This window comes from Bacteroides sp. M10 (assembly GCF_014334015.1).
Lineage (GTDB): Bacteria > Bacteroidota > Bacteroidia > Bacteroidales > Bacteroidaceae > Bacteroides > Bacteroides intestinigallinarum.
Genome location: NZ_CP060488.1, coordinates 1,568,706 through 1,587,900, shown reverse-complemented (window position 1 = coordinate 1,587,900; position 19,195 = coordinate 1,568,706). Strand labels below are relative to the sequence as shown.

At 41.8% G+C, this 19,195-nt stretch carries 16 protein-coding genes, 1 tRNA gene and 2 pseudogenes; 4 read left to right on the top strand and 15 right to left on the bottom strand.

Features of this window, described 5'->3' with window-relative positions; translation table 11 throughout:
- Nucleotides 1–233: 233 nt before the first annotated feature.
- A complete protein-coding gene (locus H8796_RS05790; RefSeq protein WP_117933425.1) occupies nt 234–998 on the top strand; it encodes a type IV toxin-antitoxin system AbiEi family antitoxin in 765 nt (254 codons plus the stop codon).
- Nucleotides 991–1,902: pseudogene (locus H8796_RS05785) on the top strand (nucleotidyl transferase AbiEii/AbiGii toxin family protein). Before H8796_RS05790 ends, H8796_RS05785 begins: the two are co-directional and overlap by 8 nt.
- Before the next feature lie 290 nt (nt 1,903–2,192).
- Here H8796_RS05785 and H8796_RS25360 read toward each other — a convergent pair.
- Nucleotides 2,193–2,321, bottom strand: a complete 129-nt coding sequence (locus H8796_RS25360; RefSeq protein WP_255421599.1) for a hypothetical protein — start codon at nt 2,319–2,321, stop codon at nt 2,193–2,195.
- A gap of 725 nt (nt 2,322–3,046) precedes the next feature.
- Between H8796_RS25360 and H8796_RS05780 the strand changes: the two genes are divergently transcribed.
- Nucleotides 3,047–3,277, top strand: coding sequence for a hypothetical protein (locus H8796_RS05780; protein WP_117933423.1), 231 nt, complete (start codon nt 3,047–3,049; stop codon nt 3,275–3,277).
- Between the two features lie 237 nt (nt 3,278–3,514).
- Nucleotides 3,515–5,689, top strand: a pseudogene (locus H8796_RS05775) (ATP-binding protein); the annotation flags it as partial.
- A 305-nt stretch (nt 5,690–5,994) separates the two neighbouring features.
- On the opposite strand, the gene H8796_RS05770 reads toward H8796_RS05775, so the two are convergent.
- From H8796_RS05770 to metK, 14 genes are all read right to left on the bottom strand, one after another.
- The gene (locus tag H8796_RS05770) at nt 5,995–7,236 is read right to left on the bottom strand and encodes a DUF4861 domain-containing protein (protein WP_117933421.1); all 1,242 of its coding nucleotides are present in this window, start codon (nt 7,234–7,236) and stop codon (nt 5,995–5,997) included.
- Between the two features lie 148 nt (nt 7,237–7,384).
- Nucleotides 7,385–8,188, bottom strand: coding sequence for a gluconate 5-dehydrogenase (locus H8796_RS05765; protein ID WP_004296873.1), 804 nt, complete (start codon nt 8,186–8,188; stop codon nt 7,385–7,387).
- 40 nt (nt 8,189–8,228) lie between these two features.
- Entirely contained in the window at nt 8,229–9,071 is an 843-nt protein-coding gene (kduI, locus tag H8796_RS05760; protein ID WP_117933419.1) for a 5-dehydro-4-deoxy-D-glucuronate isomerase, read from the bottom strand.
- Nucleotides 9,072–9,867: 796 nt separating this feature from the next.
- Nucleotides 9,868–9,938 (bottom strand) — tRNA-Gln (locus H8796_RS05755).
- Between the two features lie 107 nt (nt 9,939–10,045).
- Nucleotides 10,046–11,338 (bottom strand): tyrosine--tRNA ligase, encoded by a 1,293-nt coding sequence (gene tyrS, locus H8796_RS05750; RefSeq protein ID WP_117933417.1) that lies wholly within the window; start codon nt 11,336–11,338, stop codon nt 10,046–10,048.
- A gap of 86 nt (nt 11,339–11,424) precedes the next feature.
- Complete coding sequence (locus H8796_RS05745; protein WP_117933415.1) at nt 11,425–12,117, bottom strand: TatD family hydrolase; 693 nt, start codon at nt 12,115–12,117, stop codon at nt 11,425–11,427.
- 24 nt (nt 12,118–12,141) lie between these two features.
- A complete protein-coding gene (yidD, locus tag H8796_RS05740) occupies nt 12,142–12,417 on the bottom strand; it encodes a membrane protein insertion efficiency factor YidD (protein WP_007762735.1) in 276 nt (91 codons plus the stop codon).
- Nucleotides 12,414–12,803, bottom strand: coding sequence for a ribonuclease P protein component (rnpA, locus tag H8796_RS05735; protein ID WP_004298908.1), 390 nt, complete (start codon nt 12,801–12,803; stop codon nt 12,414–12,416). The genes yidD and rnpA overlap by 4 nt, the downstream gene beginning before the upstream one ends.
- 5 nt (nt 12,804–12,808) lie before the next feature.
- Entirely contained in the window at nt 12,809–13,555 is a 747-nt protein-coding gene (locus tag H8796_RS05730; protein WP_004307801.1) for a uroporphyrinogen-III synthase, read from the bottom strand.
- Nucleotides 13,556–13,559: 4 nt separating this feature from the next.
- Entirely contained in the window at nt 13,560–14,393 is an 834-nt protein-coding gene (locus H8796_RS05725; RefSeq protein WP_187343948.1) for a DUF4271 domain-containing protein, read from the bottom strand.
- Nucleotides 14,390–14,977 carry a TIGR00730 family Rossman fold protein gene (locus H8796_RS05720; RefSeq protein ID WP_117933557.1) on the bottom strand — a complete coding sequence of 196 codons (588 nt, stop codon included), beginning with the start codon at nt 14,975–14,977 and terminating at the stop codon, nt 14,390–14,392. Before H8796_RS05720 ends, H8796_RS05725 begins: the two co-directional genes overlap by 4 nt.
- A 506-nt stretch (nt 14,978–15,483) precedes the next feature.
- Nucleotides 15,484–15,855 carry a DUF3244 domain-containing protein gene (locus tag H8796_RS05715; protein ID WP_117933413.1) on the bottom strand — a complete coding sequence of 124 codons (372 nt, stop codon included), beginning with the start codon at nt 15,853–15,855 and terminating at the stop codon, nt 15,484–15,486.
- 126 nt (nt 15,856–15,981) lie between these two features.
- Nucleotides 15,982–17,646 carry a tetratricopeptide repeat protein gene (locus tag H8796_RS05710; protein ID WP_122136084.1) on the bottom strand — a complete coding sequence of 555 codons (1,665 nt, stop codon included), beginning with the start codon at nt 17,644–17,646 and terminating at the stop codon, nt 15,982–15,984.
- 180 nt (nt 17,647–17,826) lie between these two features.
- The gene (metK, locus tag H8796_RS05705; protein WP_008023738.1) at nt 17,827–19,119 is read right to left on the bottom strand and encodes a methionine adenosyltransferase; all 1,293 of its coding nucleotides are present in this window, start codon (nt 19,117–19,119) and stop codon (nt 17,827–17,829) included.
- Nucleotides 19,120–19,195: the final 76 nt, after the last annotated feature.

The window sequence follows — 19,195 nt, the reverse complement described above, 5'->3', positions numbered from 1 at the left end:
ACAGATGGGGCAAGACGTGAAGGAGATGATAAAGGACGTGCTGAACAAACGAAACGCCAAGTAAAAAGCGGATTCCGATATGAGGGAGAGAAAAAATGGTTTTCGTAGCTGTTGGTTTTGTCATTCAATACTACACAAAAAGTATATTATACCGAAACAAAATTAACTATTCTGACTTTTAAGACAAAAGAAACAGTATCTTTGCAGTTGAAATAAGAAACAAATAATATACTGTGAATATAGAACCCAAAAGCAAGATAAACCAACTGTTACTTTCCGCCACTCCAAAAGGGCTGTTGTTCTCCGAATGGTTGAAAAGGAACGGCTATTCCGACCAGTTGATAAAAAGATACCGGGAATCCGGCTGGCTCGAGATGTTGTCAAAAGGAGTCATGTACCGCACGGGAGACAGTCTGTCGGCATACGCCGCATTGTCCTGCTACAACAGACAATTAGGCAAGAAAATCCGTGTTGCGGCACATTCCGCATTGGAGCTATTCGGTTTCAATCACTATGTACCTATGGGCAAACCGTTGCTGATGGTAGCGCATAGCAAACAACGTGTTCCGGAATGGATGCGCAAGGATGTTTTCGACAGAGTGATAAAACCATTTTCCACCGATGCTTTTTCAGAGCCGCAAGCCACAACGGTCGTGAAAGACGAAGCGGATTTACAGGTTTCCACTCCGGAACAGGCATTCTTGGAGTGTTTGCTGCTTGCGCCGCAACAATACTCTTATATGGATTTATTCTATATGATGGAACAACTGACAACGCTGCGCCCCGAAATACTACAACAACTGCTTGAAACGACCAAGAGCCTTAAAGTAAAACGTATGTTCCTTTACATGGCGGAAAAGGCGGGACACTATTGGCATGAAGCACTCGATACATCAAAAATAGAGTTGGGAACCTCCAAATTGCAACTGATAAAAAACGGGGCTTATATCGCCAAATACAGAATAACCGTACCCAAAGAGTTAAACGAATATGAATGACATCTATAAAAAACAGGTGGCCCTGCTGATACGCATTATACCGTCCGTGTATCGCATCAAAGATTTCGCGGTGCATGGAGGTACGGCCATTAACCTGTTCCATAAGAATATGCCGCGCTATTCGGTCGATATAGACCTTACCTATATTCCTGTGCAGGAAAGGGCGAAGAGTCTGGAGACTATCAACAGCCATCTGCGAACCCTGAAAAGCAGCATATAAAAATCCATACCGGGTATCAGAGTGCTTCACAAGCCCGATGTCTGGAAATTGCAGTGTACCTTGGACAGTGCGACCGTCAAAATCGAGGTGAACGGGACAAAGCGCGGCATCATTGGGGAGACAGAGGACAGGATACTGTGCGAACGGGCCGAAACGGAGTTCAACATGACCTGCAAAGCACGTACCGTTTCTTATTCACAACTTTACGGGGGCAAGATAGCAGCGGCATTGAGCCGCCAACACCCACGGGACCTGTTCGATTGGAAGTATATGAAAATGACATCGTTCAATGATGTCAAGGACGGCTTCATGTTTTGCCTGCTGGGAAGCGACAAGCCTCTCATCGAATCATTGCAGCCAAATGCCATCGACCAAACGGAAGCATTGGAAAATCAGTTTGAAGGAATGTCCGATACCTCGTTCACTTATTCCGATTATGAAGAGGCGAGGCATAACCTCATTCAACAGGTAAACGACAGCCTGACCGAAACAGACCGGGAATTTCTTCTGTCATTCGAAAACGACGAACCTGACTGGGGAAAATGTTGTGCAGGAGATTTAAACAGCTATCCGTCTGTAAAATGGAAATTACAGAATATCGCCAAACTCAAAAAGGACAATCCTAAAAAACACAGGGCGGGATTGGAAAAGCTGCGGACTTTCTTATTTCCGGAGAAACAATAAGTTTTAACCTTTTATAAAGGAAACGCCTACAATAATTTCATTCTTATTGCAAACGTTTATCCCTGTATCTTCCATTTTTGAAATCAAGATTCTTGTAGCAACTACGAAACTTAGTGTGCCTACGTACAATGAATCAACAAATTACTTTTTTACATCACAACTGTTTTAATCCTTCAAGATTTAGATCTATAGAGTAAGACACCTCCTTAAAACCCTCGTTTGTCCATTTTACAAGAGGAATCACATCATGAGACCAATTAGCGTCTTGACCGGCAGATCCAAATTGGGCATCATAGGCTACATTTTTTTTCTAATCCGATTACAGGATCGTGTCCGAAAGGTTTGAACCAGTCAGGTAAAGGATTATCCATCCCACCGATAAGAAAATCCATTATACTTTTTCCATCAATAGTTGCCATACTTCTTTATGATTTTACAGTTTCCCTACTCTCTTTACTATCCGGCTTTTCGGAACCCGCCGTCGTTGTGAACCTACACAGCAAATGTATGGGGAACAAAGGTTTCTAATGAATAAAAAAGCTCCCTGACAAGAAGAAAAAACATAAGCCGAGGTATTATGCCCCGGCTTTTGTAGTTTAAAGCCCGTTTCGTGCCCAAAATTGAAAGAATCCTCCTCTTTCTTATAAGATATGTCAGCGCAACCGCATTTCGCCCGGTAAAGGGCAAAAAGAGGACAAAATAATCTACATTCAAAAAGTTTCTGATTCACATTACCCTTTCCAACCATATTTTTTTATACATTTGCAACGGTCTCTTTCTGCAGAAAGCCTGCGGGTGATGGTAGGAGAGCCGTGTATATAGAGAAGACGTTTACAAGCGTTTGTCTTTCGTATTCAAAACTTCGCACACTTTGACCCCGAATTGACGAATAGCAACTAAGACGTCCTCCTGATGTGTATTTATATACATCCGTGCCTCGCTTTAAAACAAAGAGAGGTTACGGATGTTATGCATATCGGCGTGGGCTTTCTGCGTTGTTCGTTCCCGGGGTAGGGCATTGCGAAGGCCTTGAATACAGAACGGATGAAGGTAAGATTCCCACGCCTTTTCTATATATCTGTCAACTTTAGATTGATTCGTCCGCCCAAGGGAATCTGGAGGCACACATAAGCAGAGTAGATACATGACTCACGTGGGACAACTTATTGCACACATACTTCACGAACAGGGACGCACCGTCACCTGGTTCGCCACCCAATTATGCTGCACACGCCCCAACGTCTACAAGATATTCCAGAAAGAAAATATCGACATTCATCTACTTTGGCGTATTTCCTGTATTCTTGGCCATGATTTTTTCCACGACTTATCTAACAATATTAATAGCACCAACTTTACAAATGTATCCAAATAAGATACACTTATGTTTACTTGTTGGAACTGCACATTCCTCTGCCAACATGTTTCTTTTGCCTATTTTTGCAGCATATCAATAAAACTCATAAAAATGCACCTACAAGTAGTACAGCCACTGAAATATGCATAAAACTAATTTGAAAACCATCAAAAAAACAAAGAGCTGTACATCAAACAAAACTTATGCAAAATCACTTTACAAATAACAATCTGTACGTCCAACTAATAAAAAAACATGAACAGAATATTACATAACGTGAATAACGCACAAAGAATTTTGAGACTGACAGCAGACACTATGTTATTGGTCGACAAACATGGCGTCTGCATAGATATTGAACCTCATTGTGACTTGTGGTTTCTGCAAGAAGATATACTTTTAGGAGAAAATATATTCGAACTTTTACCGGAATATACGAGAAAGAGGGTAATACCCATTTTTCAGGCTGTGCTCAAAGAGCAGCGGAGTATTAGCAAGAACTTCAAGCTAGTGCTGAAAGACGATACTTTTTACTTCAAATGCCTCATGTTTCCTTATGACGACATGGTACTTTGCCAATATCGTGACATCACGCAAAGAAGCAATGTAAAACGTCAACTGGAACAGGCGAACTATACGCTACGAACGATTCAAAAAGTGGCTCAAATCGGACAATGGACATACAATACGTATAAAAACGTGCTACATTGTTCGGACTATACGGGAGTTTCATGTGAGGAAAATATCCAAAATATTACTATTGAAAAATATATCGAACTAATCGTAAAAGAAGATCGTCAAAGTTTCAAAAAATGGTGGTATACGAACGAAGAAGAACTCAACATGGAAAGTATCAGCTATCGTGTCCGCTCAAATGGGGAAATATTTTATATGCGCATTCAGACTTATCTGCGCAAACAACTCTCCGACGGTAGCTTCAATATCGAAGGATATATTCAGGATATCACGGACATACAACATCGCAGAAACCACATCAATACACTGACACACGCCATCAACAACGTTCAAGAGAGTATCTTCGCTGCCAAACCCGATGGTACGATTATCTTCGCCAACCGCTGTTTCTTATATAATCACGGAATTGCCGAAAACGAAGACCTTAGCCAACTGAAAATTTATAATATCGCCGAAAACATACCTACGCAAAAAGCTTGGGAAGAGCGGTACAAAAAAATAAGACACGGTGAAAGCTGCAATTTCACCTCCTACTATCCCTCGAAAACTAATAAAAACATATTGGGCTACGAAGGCACAATGTATAACGTAACTAATGACTCCGGTGAGGAAAGTTATTGGTCATTCGCCCATGACATTTCCGAGCGAATCCGATATGAAGCCAAAATCAAACGGCTCAACCGGATCATGGATACCACCATCAACAACCTCCCCGCCGGAATTGTAGTAAAAGAGATCAATAACAACTTCCGATACATCTACCGAAATCGCGAATCGTACAATCGGGATATTTATCCATATGACCCAATTGGCAAGAATGATTTTGACTTTCATCCTCGCGCAGTAGCCGAAAAGAAGAGGCAGGAAGATATCCAGGTAGCTACCACAGGGAAAGGGTTACACTGGATTGTTGAAGAGAAAGACAAAAATGGAAATCTGATAATCCTTGACAAACGGAAAATTCGGGTGGATGGAGACGAATTGTCTTCCCCCATCATCGTCAGCATCGAATGGGACATCACGGAACTGGAAATCATAAAACGTGAACTCCAGTCGGCAAAAGAGAAAGCAGAGATGGCCGATAACCTGAAATCGGCTTTTCTCGCCAATATGAGCCATGAAATACGAACTCCACTAAATGCCATTGTCGGTTTTTCATATCTCATTGCCGAAAGCGACGATGCGGAAGAACGCAAAAAATATTACAACATCGTTAATAGCAACAACGAACGGCTTCTGCAACTTATCAACGAGATCCTCGATCTCTCGAAGATTGAATCGGGAATTATTGAATTTTCTTTCAGACCTACCAGTCTCCACAACATCTGCCTGGAAGTGCGCAATGCCCATATATTCCGTATTCCGCAGGAAGTAAGCCTTATCTACGAGCCTTCGGACGAGAGCCTGATGATCACAACAGACAAAGACCGGATATTTCAGGTGATTTCGAATCTGGTCGGGAATGCTATCAAATTTACCAAAAAAGGCAGCATCAGTTATGGCTACAAACTGACAGACAACCAGATCATCTTCCATGTAACAGATACTGGAATGGGAATTGAACCGGAGAAAGTGGGACATGTGTTCGAGCGTTTTACAAAACTGAACAATTATGCACAAGGAACAGGACTGGGATTATCCATCTGCAAATCTATCATTGAACGGTTTGGTGGCAAGATTTCCGTCAGCTCCGAGTTTGGTAAGGGGACTACATTTATATTTACTTTACCGTATGTAACTACGACACATTCTTAGTTTTCTTTCTTTTTCAGAAAGAAAACTTTAAGCAAAAGTTTCTTTCCTCCAAAGAAATAAAGATAAATAAGGAAGCCAGGAGATGGAATATTGCCAAACAACCTATCAGATGGTTCTCTTGGCACGCAAGCTGTTATCAGCCGTCATACAAGCCATTAAAACTTGACGTATAGAATATTAACATCTGTCGTCTCAAGTATTAACACTTACCAGATAGGCTGTTAATACCTTATACGACAAGTATTAACAGCCTACAAACAGGGTATTTTATACCAAAAACAAACTTAATATGCTACCGCCAGCGGAGTACGCAATTTCTGCGCATATTCAGCCATGTATTTATTCCAGGCATCGGCTGTTTTGATAGCCGCCTTATCCCAGGCAGATCCCCAGTAATAAGTATATTCAGAACCCGGCTCATATTCGCTGATAGCGAGCACATGACCGTCGGCTCCGCCACGATCTTTCTTTTCCTTTTCGGAAAGAAGAACCACTTTCGCCTCTTTTACCTGTGCAGGGAATGCAGCACCCACAAATATCTTACCATTCGCACCGCTACGGTCAGTTGTAGGATCTACGTAAGTGATATAGCCATTTGCAGCATCTGCCACAACCGCACCGTCCGGTTCACGCAACACAAGTCCCGTAGTTACCGGCATTGCTTCTTTCAAATTGGTATATGAAACAACAGTTTTATTGAGATAAGAGCCTGCATCCAAGGAGATGACGCGTGTTTCCACCACGTTAGAATCTCCACGGACCACCAGCGGATTAAACTCCAGCTTCACCGTGAAACGCAACGGACCATTATCAAGGATTTCCTGTGTGCGATAGCAGTAAGGATAGATAATAGTGTCACCTGCCATCAAAGCGGCAACGCCGGCACCCAATGTGGGTCCTACGGCATAGCAATCCATACCGTATCCATGATCGATATGGTAAGAGATGGCATTCTGCAATTCGGAAGCGGCTTTCGGGTCTGTCTTTTTCAGTTCGGCTATCTTAGCACGCTTTTCAGGATTGAGCTCTTCAGCATACAGAGATTCCAAAATCGGCTCCGTAGTGTTATACTTCGTAAAAAGATCGTAGCCGAAACCACGTTCTCCACGAGCCTGCAAAGCAGGACCATAAGCACGGAATCCGCCAAGATCATTCTCCCAGGCAACGTCGTCCAGACGTTCGGGGTAATATTTACCGCAAGCAATGACATCAAAAGGCGCCGGTGTGCCCGGTTGAATGGTATAAGTAACCGCACTGTTTGCCCCTACCGTAACGGGGAAGACCACCTTCTCATCATACGTCACCTGATAAGGCACTTGCTGACCGTCGACGTCAAGCACCACAATCTGTGCCGTATCCGCCAGTTTCAATTTAGCGACCACATCGCTCATCGGCACCTCAACCATCTCTCCTGCCCGTTCAAGAGCCAAAGGATTGGTCACTGTGACTGTCATTGACTGCTTGCTGTCGGCACAGGAAGCAAAACCGATCAAGGCTACAGCAAACAGAATTAATATCTTTCTCATAATTAGTCTACATTGAATGAATAACATATACTTTGCAAATCAGAGGCTATTATATCCGGCAAAGGGAATAATAAAAAATAAGGTGACAGATGAAAAGAGGATGCTCTTTGCCATTCTATCACCTTACCGGAATCTCTTCTATCAGCTATTATTTCGGTTGTTTTCCGATATAAGCAAGAATACCACCATCTACGTAGAGAATGTGACCGTTAACAGCGTTAGAAGCTTCAGAAGCAAGGAACACGGCAGGACCTGTCAGTTCTTCCGGATCCAACCAACGACCGGCAGGAGTCTTAGCGCAGATGAATGAATCGAATGGGTGACGGCTTCCGTCTGCCTGCGGCTCACGAAGAGGAGCAGTTTGCGGAGTAGCGATGTAACCCGGGCCGATACCATTACACTGGATGTTGTATTCACCATATTCAGAACAGATATTGCGAGTCAGCATCTTCAAACCACCCTTAGCGGCAGCGTAAGCAGATACAGTTTCACGACCCAATTCAGACATCATAGAACAGATGTTGATGATCTTACCTGCACGTTTTTCCATCATAGCCGGCAAAACAGCCTTAGCAACGATGAACGGAGCATTCAAATCGATGTCGATTACACGACGGAAATCAGCAGCATCCATCTCGTGCATAGGAACACGACGGATAATACCTGCGTTATTTACAAGGATATCAATTGTACCTACTTCTTTTGCAATCGTAGCAACCATCGCCTGAACAGCCGGTTCGTCTGTCACGTCGCATACGTAACCGTGAGCTTTGATACCTTTTGCAGCATAAGCAGCCATACCTTTGTCTACCAACTCTTGATTGATGTCGTTAAAACAAACTTTAGCGCCTTGTTCTGCAAATGCAGAAGCAATAGCAAATCCGATACCATAAGAAGCACCTGTAACGAGAGCTACTTTACCTTCCAAAGAAAAATTCAAAAACTGATTCATAATTCTTTTTGTTATTAAATTAGGAAAACTATTGTAGTTGTTATTTCAAATCTGTAATCAACGAGAAGTCCTGATCGCTGTAGTCAAGGTTCTCGCCACCCATTCCCCAGATAAAAGTATAGTTGTGGGTAGCAGCAGCCGAGTGGATTGACCATTCGGGTGAAAGAACGGCCTGATCGCCTTTCATCCATACGTGACGCGTCTCGCCTACCTCACCCATGAAGTGGCAGATAGCATGATCTTCGGGAATTTCGAAATAGAAGTAGGCTTCCATACGACGGCTGTGTACGTGTGCCGGCATCGTGTTCCACACACTTCCCGGAGCGAGTTCCGTCATACCCATCTGCAACTGGCAGGTAGGCAACACCTGATTCACCAACATCTTATTGATGTTGCGGTGATTGGAACCTTCCAAAGAACCCATTTCAGCTACCACGGCATCGGCTTTCGTCACCTTACGGTCGGGATAGTTGCGGTGTGCAGTCAGTGAGTTGAAGTAGAATTTAGCAGGATGAGCAGCGTCTTTGCTTTCGAAAGTCACTTCGCGATCGCCCGAACCCAGATAAAGAGCTTCTTTATAGTCCAGTTCGAACTCTGCGTCGCCTGCTTTCACAATACCGGGACCGCCGACATTGTAGATACCCATTTCGCGACGGGTGAGGAAGAACGGAGCTTTCAGCGGATCAATCGCTTCAAGCGTCAGCACCTCTCCTACCGGAAGCGCACCACCTACCACCATACGGTCGTACATGGAATATACCATATTTACTTCATTGGGGACAAATATCTTTTCGATTAAGAAATCTCTGCGGATTCTTGTTGTATCATAACTTTTTGCATCTTCCGGATGCGCAGCATAGCGAATTTCATAGTTCGTTTTCATACCTTATTTATTTATAGTTATTGAATAAGTTCTCTTTCTACGTGCACTTCGTTTACGTACACGATGCAAAAATAGCAAAAGAAAACGGGTTTACCTTGCAATTTTGTTCCAATTATCCACCAAAAATGTCCAGAATCTGTGCAATGTACACTTTTTTAACGAACTATAATACGTTTTGGGAGAGATTTCTACTCAATACGGTTTGAACCTGCCATTAATGTAGGATCAGCTATTGACTTTCCTCTTTTTATTTTGTATCTTTGGAGAACAGAAAAAGAAAAAAGTAATATGAGTTATATAAAAATCAAGACATAATAACACATTATCAAAACATATATTTCCATATATGGAAGAACCGAATGGGAGAAAATCAGCACTGATCTTCTCCCATTTTGTATATATAAGTCACAAACATTCTGATAATTCTCTGAAAATAGTTTCTAATAAACTCTGATACCGTTCTTAATAAACTCTCCCACTATTTATTAAAAACGGTATTCGGATTTATTATAGAACTGTAAATATATTATTGCTAACAATATAGAAGTCTATTCAAATATGGGTAAGGCAAACATCGAAACAGTCAATATTACGTACAAATAAGCTATAACAAATTTCTTACATCCTAATAGAAAGATACTTCTTTAAAGCATCTTTCTCCGCTTCTGCAACTAAAACATAGAAATCATCGTGTTGTTGTTCCGTATGTGAACATTCTAATGACTCAAGAAGTGACTTCGCATCCACAAAAAAAGAAAAAGCCCCGAAAGATATTCTCTTTCAGGGCTTTTCTTCGTTGGACTACCAAGATTCGAACTTGGACAAACAGAACCAAAACCTGTTGTGCTACCATTACACCATAGTCCAAACTTATGTGCTTTCTGTTAAAAAGCGGTGCAAAGATAGAGGTTTGCAAGCAAACCTCCAAATATTTCGTTCACTTTTTTATATTCTATCGAGTGAATCGTGCATTATTACTTTGCAATCAGCAGATAATAGTTCTTTTTACCGCGCTGAACAAGCAGATATTTCTCGTCGAGCAGGTCAGCAATCGTAATTACCTGATCAAAGGTCGCCAGCTTCTCCTTATTCAACGAAACGCCACCGCCCTGAACCAACTTACGCATTTCACCTTTCGACGCAAATACGGCCGCATTATCAACGAATAGATCAACAGCCTTTACTCCTTCTGCCAGCGCATCACGGGAAATCTCAAATTGAGGCACTCCTTCGAATACAGCAAGCAGCGTATCTTCATCCAGTTTGCGCAGAGCTTCCGAAGTCGCATTACCGAACAAAATGTTCGATGCGTCTACTGCTGCGTTATAATCATCTTCAGAATGAACCATCACAGTCACTTCCTTAGCCAGACGTTTCTGGAGAAGACGCAAATGCGGAGCTTCCTGATGTTCGGCAATTAATGCTTCAATTTCTTCTTTCTCGATAGAAGTGAAGATTTTAATATAGCGTTCGGCATCGGAGTCGCTTACATTCAACCAGAACTGATAGAACTTGTAAGGTGAAGTATAGCGAGGGTCCAGCCAGATATTTCCAGATTCTGTTTTACCAAACTTACCACCATCAGCCTTTGTAATCAGGGGGCAAGTCAATGCGAATACCTCTCCCCCATTGGTACGGCGGATCAATTCGGCACCAGTAGTGATGTTTCCCCACTGGTCGGAACCACCCATTTGGAGTTTACAACCCTTTGTTTCATACAAATGAAGAAAGTCATATCCTTGAAGTAATTGGTAAGTGAACTCGGTAAATGACAATCCATCACGCGCTTCACCATTCAGACGACGTTTCACAGAGTCTTTCGCCATCATATAGTTTACAGTGATGTGCTTACCTACTTCGCGAACAAAATCGAGGAAAGTGAAGTCTTTCATCCAGTCGTAATTGTTCACCAGCTCGGCACGGTTAGGTACATCCGACTCGAAGTCGAGGAACTTGGCAAGCTGATTCTTGATACATGCCTGATTGTGACGCAACGTTTCTTCGTCCAGCAGGTTACGTTCTGCCGATTTACCGGAAGGGTCACCAATCATACCTGTAGCGCCACCGATCAGTGCCAACGGCTTATGACCGCAGCGTTGGAAATGACGAAGGATCATCACTCCACAAAGGTGACCAATGTGTAGCGAATCGGCAGTCGGGTCGATACCCAAGTAGGCAGTCACCTGCTCTTTGCTTAACAACTCTTCTGTTCCCGGCATGATGTCCTGCAACATGCCACGCCATCTCAATTCTTCTACAAAATTCATCGTATTACTCTTTAATTATTTGGTTTTTATTGTATTTCAATTCCATGTGCGACAAAAGTACGACTCTTTCTCGGAAGATACAACTCTTACGCCCTAAAAAAGACATTTTGGATATTCCGGCGAATCACCTCACGCAACGCTTCCACTTCTACCCCACGCACCCTGGCTGCCTGACACAGGATATCTTCAATATCAAGCAAGCTGTCATCCGTTTCCAAAAACAGGCGTTCATCGGGGACTATCTGTATTGTTTCATCGGGATAATATTCTCCAAAAGAAAGATAAAACCCTTTCTTCAACAACTGTACTGCCTGCTCCGGTTTTCCACGAAAGCCATGCCATATCCAAGGTTGTTGGGGGCGAGATTCTTTTTTCACACCCAGCAGTTCTTCCATTGCTTTCACGCAGTGGATAATCAACGGCAAACCGAGCTTTTCCGACAACTTTACCTGTTCCTTAAACACCGCTAACTGAAGCTCCATCGGAGCTTTTGCCAATTTATCCAACCCCGCCTCTCCTACAGCTACAAACTGCTTTCTCTGCAGCTGCTGTTGAAGAAAGCTCAATTGCTGACTGACATTACTCTCTCTCACCTCCCAAGGATGAATACCGATAGAATAATAAGATCCTCTACCCACAGTCACTTCCACATTCTCTGCCAGAGGCATATACAATGGAGAGTCTGCCAATAACGGATAATTGATGATGGATTTTCCTTGGGTATCAACTTCCTGTTTATGAGTATGGATATCTAAAACATCAGTCACCTTCTTTTTCATTTCCTATTTCTCGTTTCAGTTGTCTCAAGGCACGGGATCATAACCGGAACCACCCCAGGGATGGCATCGCAGAATACGCCGCACAGCAAGATAAAGCCCCTTTATAGGACCATGTTTCTTAATTGCTTCGAGCGCATACGCTGAACAAGTAGGCGTGAACCGACAAGAGGGAGGAGTAAGGGGTGAAATACAAATCCGGTAAAAATAAATGGGAACAAGCAGGAAGAAGGAAAATACCTTTCTCAAAATTCCCGTAACGAATACCCACGCGGTAGATATCCGGGAGTGATGAGGTTTCATGAGAATAGTTTTTCGGAGATGCGCGCAAGCGCTATTTTCATTTTCTCTTCCAGCTCGGCAGTAGCAACAAGCTCGTCCGACAGATAGATAAAGGCAACGGCTAACCGTTGCTCCCGGCGTTGCAGTTCATCCACCAGAAGAGACTTGTTCTTCCGGTAGGCTTCACGTATCTGGCGTTTCACCCGGTTGCGTTTCACCGCCCGTTTAAAACGACGTTTCGATACACTGATTAATATGGAGGCAGGAGCCTCGCCCTGCTCGACAGGCATATATACAACGCGTATCGGAAAGATGGAAAACGATTTAGAAACACCGCCTTCAAACATCTTTCCGATCAAAATTTTACTATTCAGCCTTTCGGCTTTACACAAAGTATATATACCCACTCTGTTTATTTATTGTTTTCCTTGATAAACATGTCAAGTGCGGCAGTCATTGACGGAGCCTGCACCGTAGGAGCCTCAAGGTCCAGACGGAGACCTGCGTCACGTACAGCCTGTGCAGTAGTAGATCCGAACGTTCCGATCTTAATCTCTTTCTGATTAAAATCCGGGAAATTCTTCTTCAAAGAAGTCACTCCGGCAGGGCTGAAGAACACTAACATATCATAATCAAACTCCTCGTCCGGTGTAAAGTCGTTGCTCACCGTGCGATACATCACAGCTTCCGTATGCTGAATGCTGTTCTTGTCGAGCAGGTTTTTCACATCGTCATTATGTACGTCTGACATCGGAACGAGATACTTCTCCGTTTTATGCTTTACGATGGAAGGAATCAGGTCTTCAATCTTTCCAGTAGCTCCAAAGAAGATCTTACGCTTACGATATTGCACATATTTCTGAATATACAATGCAACAGCTTCCGTCACACAGAAATACTTCATAGTTTCGGGAATTGTCACGCGCAATTCAGTACACAAAGTGAAAAAATGGTCAATAGCATGGCGCGAAGTGAATATTACGGCAGTGTGGTCGAGAATCGAAATTTTCTGTTGCCGAAATTCTTTCGCCGAAAGACTTTCAACCTTAATAAAGGGCCGGAAATCTATTTTAACGCCATACTTTTCAGCTATGTCGTAATAGGGAGATTTCTCTGACGCAGGCTTAGGCTGCGACACTAGTACTTTTTTAATTTTCAACGTCCTAAAATTTTATTAGCAAAATATTGTTCATTTGAATCATACCCTGATACAGTAAAAGACAAGGTACTATTTCAAGAGCGCAAAAGTACAAAATTAATAGGAAAAGCCCGCTAAATTGATGAAAAAAAAGCTTTATCCACTTATAAAACATCAATATTTTAGTGAAAATTAAAATAATAGACCCAATTATAACCAAATTCGTTAGACTCAAATCAAAATAAACCAGGAAAAGAACGAACGGAAAAAGGGCAAATCCGACATAATATATGAGTGCAGAATACGATTCCAACCATATATTTGTCTTATTTTTATCAAAAAACGTCCACCCCAGAAACATATAAATCAACCATTTTAGTAAGAAATAAGCGAGGCAAAAACCAACGTAAATACCTAGCAAAAGGAGGGAGGATACATGGTCCATCAGAGCGGGACATGTATCATGAAAATAATTGAAAAATGTGATGCCCGACAAGACACAGGTCTGCAATACAAGCACAAGGAGATAACGCACATCAGCCGCCGTAGAGCTATCAAAAATGCTCGTCCGTTCACGATGCAACACAAAGTCTTTCACCTGTTGGGAGAGAAATTTCTTACCGCGTGCCAAGGCAATAGAGGAAAGAAAGAAGCAAGCCAGTAATGTCAGTGCAATAGCATCGTCTGTACGGGGAGAGTAGGAGATAGGGGTTCCTTCAAAGCCGGAATCAACCTCTTGTACAGCATGAAGATCGGCCAACTGCAGGCTATCACTGTCTGCCTTTGCCGGACTAATCTGTTTCTGCTGGAGAAGAGACAAGGTATCCGTGTTCTGGGAACTTAGTGTATCACCTATCATATCGCTGCAAATTTACGAATGGAAATATCCCATACAGGAGTCTCATAAAGCAGCTGAACAGCTTCTTCCGGTGTCTGCGCCACTTTCCATATATCACCGTGTTGACGTCGCATAAAGTTTTCATCGATTGCTTTTTCAAGCATTTCGAGCAACGGATCGAAAAATCTGTTTGTATTGAGGATTATAATCGGATTGAGATACAACCCCAACTGTTTCCAAGTGATAATTTCCAGCAATTCTTCAAGGGTACCGCATCCACCCGGCAAAGCGATGATACCATCACTCAAATTGGCCATCTTCTGTTTGCGTTCGTGCATGGATTCTACCTCGATCAGCTCTGTCAGTCCAGTATGATGCCAGTTTTGTTCCACCATGAAGCGGGGAATCACTCCGGTCACTTCACCGCCATTTTTCAACACAGCATCTGCCACAGAGCACATCAGACCGATTCTTCCAGCTCCGTTTATCAAACGGATATGGTGTTCGGCAAGCAGACGGCCGAGAGTCTCGGCTGCTTGGAAGTAAACAGCATCTATCTTTGTACTGGAAGCGCTATATACGCATACGGAATTTATCTGATTCATCTTCATCACTATCCATTATTATATCAAGGAGGCAAAATTACGAAAAAATTCCGTTATTCATATTCAACTTAATCAGAGATCATTTTTATCTCCACATTTATCTATCTTCATAAAAAAAAATCTTGGACTTCTAAAAATAAGAAGTCCAAGAGCTTTTCTCACAGAGAATACATCTATCACAGATTTCTCATCTACTAACAGGTGTATCACATTGTTGCTGAATAAACTTCATTATCTGAACCATAAAATCGTTCAAATACCCTACCAGTAGTAATCCAGCACACAATTAAAAAAGTGATTTTAATTTTACGTTTCAATATACCTTAATGGGGCCTTTCACAAGGCTTATTAAGCCCACGAACAAAAGTTAACCGATTCTTTCCCCTTTCGGTCATCTAAATCGTCATTTCAGCAATGCGCCATATATTTCAACAGCGGGGCTTCAACAGTTAATGATTTAGGTATATCATCTTATGTTAGTTGCAAATAATATATATTCCAAAGATTTAATCTAATTCAAAATCTCCGATAAAGGCTTCCTTCGGAAGTTGTATCTCCAAAGTATATTTACCTTTTTCCTCACCTGCAAGATCAATATAAACCTTATCTACATTTAAATCAGTAGATGTATAAACTACTTCATCTGTTTCTGCATCTTTAATGATAACAGTTACAGTAGGAACAGTAGAAAGAAGATCTATAGACAACAATGAGTTTTCAATAAAAGCATCAGGAGTAACAGGGATAGACCGATGTTGTACCTCAGTTTTATTCTTTAGTCTGATTTGACGTGCAGATATCATTTCATGTGCAAAAGAAAACATACTTACTTGAAGTAAGACAGTCAACAACAAAAAAGGTAAAAATTTAGCTTTCATAATAAATGGGTTTAAAATTTCGCTCCAAAAATACACAGATGAAGCAAAAGAAACGATTTTTATGCGGTAACAATGGTAACAGCCTTTCATTTAAAAGCAAAACAAACCTAGAGAAATCAATATATCTCACTGAATATCAACGCCAAACACGCGATCGAAAATTTGAGCATCCATTTTGTTCTTTATACGATTCTTACGGGTTTTAAGAGCATCTGATGTAGCATCCATTAACTCCATCATGACAGTTTTCGAACAACAAAGCAATGAAAGAACACAATAAAATATATCATCACCAGTTAAAGCCGGATAACGTTCCTTCAAATTCATCATCACATCAACAAATGCACTAGAAATTTCAGAACGTATCTCTTTTCTCAAACTACGCATCACCAATAGCTGTTTAGGAGTCGCTTTCTCTAATGCTTCCAATTGATCGTAACAATTAGTTGTTTTAAGTACAGATATACATAATTGAATTTGTTGCTCTGTTAACTTCGACCTTTTCTTATCTAGATCTTCTTTATTAGTTTCCGAGACCTCTTCCTCTTTGAGCAGCATAGTATCTACCCGATTTTGGGTCAATTCACGTTGTAATGCTATATAACGCTTTTTCCTTTTCCTATCATTCCACATAAAACAAAAGACACAAATAATCATTAAGAAAAAGAATACAGAAACCAAAGTAAAAACCAGCATTTTAGTATGTTCTGACAATAACCTCTTATGTTCTTCTAATTGATGTTTATCCATAAGTCGATTGAGTTCTTCATTGTCATTCATAATCTGCATAGAATCATAAAGCACTCTATATGCATCCATATTTTCTGTCGCAATCTTCCATTCACCTCTTTTCTTTGCTATTTGATGCATTCCATCATAGCAAACAGCCTTTCCATAAATATTAAGTTGGTCTATATTCTTACTAAAGAAATAACTGGCAGAATCAAGTTTATTCAAATTCAACATAATTTGAGCTTTTGACAAACAGACATTAACAGCATCCTCCCCTTGCATAATCATTGCTTTCGATACATATTTATCGGCTTGAACATAATCTTTTTTTTCATTGTAAACCATAGCGAGGTCATGATAAAGAGCTCCTATCAAACTAGAGTCTTGCTCTACTAATGCATAATCAAGAGCTTTTTGATAATATAACAATGCGCTATCCTTTTTATTTTGTAATAAACAGATACGCGCAATACCTCTCAATGGATATGTCTGCTGACTTCCCCCCTCTAATATCTGATAAGCTTGGCGATAAGCCTCAATCGCTATATCATACAAATCATCTTTTTCATAACAATCCGCAAGATTATCATATATCATTGCTAAGAACTCATCCCTAACAGGCATCAACCGAATTGCCGTCAAATACTCGTCTACAGCAAATGAAGTATACCCCTTCTCACCATAAGTAGCTCCCCAATAATAATGAGCTTTTGCAGCACGTACACTTTTCTTCTTATCACCATAGTATTCAACAGCCGTTTTTATCAGCGAATCATCTCCTAAAGCAATATAATTTTTATGCCTTGCTTGCGTAAGCAATAGCGCATAAAGTGCTCTGTCGGCACGTGGCAATTTCTGTGGGGAGGAAATTGATTCCAAAATAGATAATGCACTATCAGGATATATTTCCATCAATGAGTCAGCAGATAGTAGCAATGAACTCTTCACCGAAGAAGAGCAGGAAGATAGAGAGACAGACATCAGAATGCTACCTACGCTGACAAGTAAACTAAAGAACGCCAATAAATAGCGTTTAGAACAACAACATCTTGTTTTCATTAGGCAGTCTGTTTATTTACGGGTCAAAAGTAGCAAATTCCGGCAAAAGAAGATTAATATCCAAAAGACATTTATTTAAATATAACTTATTTAAAATCAAGAGCCACAACCTCATATCCTACTAAAAGGAGTTGAGATTGTGGCTCTTACCTAATGAGCTAAGCTCGCTTTCAAGCTATTTTACAGACCAAAAGCAGCCTTGATTTTATCTACGTAGTCGAGTTTCTCCCATGTAAAGAGTTCCACTTCCACAGTTTTGTCCCCTTCGTAGCGAGAGAAGAATTTCTTCGTTATCACTTGCGGTTCACGTCCCATGTGACCGTAAGCAGCTGTTTCCTGATAAATAGGATTACGAAGCTTCAGACGTTCTTCGATTGCTTTCGGGCGTAGATCGAACAACTGGTCGATAACGCGGGCAATCTCACCATCCGTCATGTTGACGTGGGAACGGCCATAAGTATCTACAAAGATATTGATCGGACGAGCCACACCGATAGCATAGCTCACCTGCACAAGCATTTCATCTGCTACGCCTGCCGCTACCATATTCTTAGCGATATGGCGTGCTGCATAAGCTGCGCTACGGTCTACCTTGCTAGGATCTTTTCCGGAAAAAGCACCACCACCGTGAGCACCTTTACCACCATAAGTATCAACGATAATCTTACGACCTGTCAAACCGGTATCTCCGTGAGGACCACCAATTACGAACTTGCCCGTAGGATTCACATGATAAATGATTTTATCATTGAACAGCGCCAACACTTTATCGTGATGGATAGAAGCAATGACACGAGGCATCAGAATCTCGATCACATCACGGCGGATGATAGACAGCATTTCTTCGTCAGCTTTCAGCTGGGCAGCTTGAGAATCATCTTCCGGTTGGATAAAGTCATCATGTTGCGTAGAAACAACGATTGTATCGATGCGAACAGGAGTTCCGTTATCATCATATTCAATAGTAACCTGGCTTTTGGCATCGGGGCGGAGGTAAGTCATCACCTTTCCTTCACGACGAATGTCGGCCAGCACTTGCAGAATGCGGTGTGCCAGATCAAGAGAAAGCGGCATGTAGTTTTCCGTTTCATTGGTAGCGTAACCAAACATCATACCCTGGTCGCCTGCACCCTGTTCCATCGGGTCCTGACGCTCTACACCACGGTTGATATCGGGACTTTGCTCATGAATAGCAGAAAGTACGCCACAAGAGTTACTTTCGAACATGTACTCTCCTTTGGTATAACCGATTTTCTTAATCACTTCGCGCGCGATGAGCTGGAGGTCAACGTACGCTTTAGTTTTCACTTCACCCGCTAGCACCACTTGTCCGGTAGTCACTAGTGTTTCGCAAGCTACTTTCGAACTGGGGTCGTAAGCCAACAGTTTGTCAAGCACGGCATCCGATATTTGATCGGCTACCTTGTCGGGGTGTCCTTCTGACACCGATTCGGATGTAAATAAGTATCCCATCTTTTTAAATTAAGAATTAAAAATTGAAAATTAAAAAATGAGAGAGAGTAGGAGAGGCGAGTGCTGCAAAGGATAA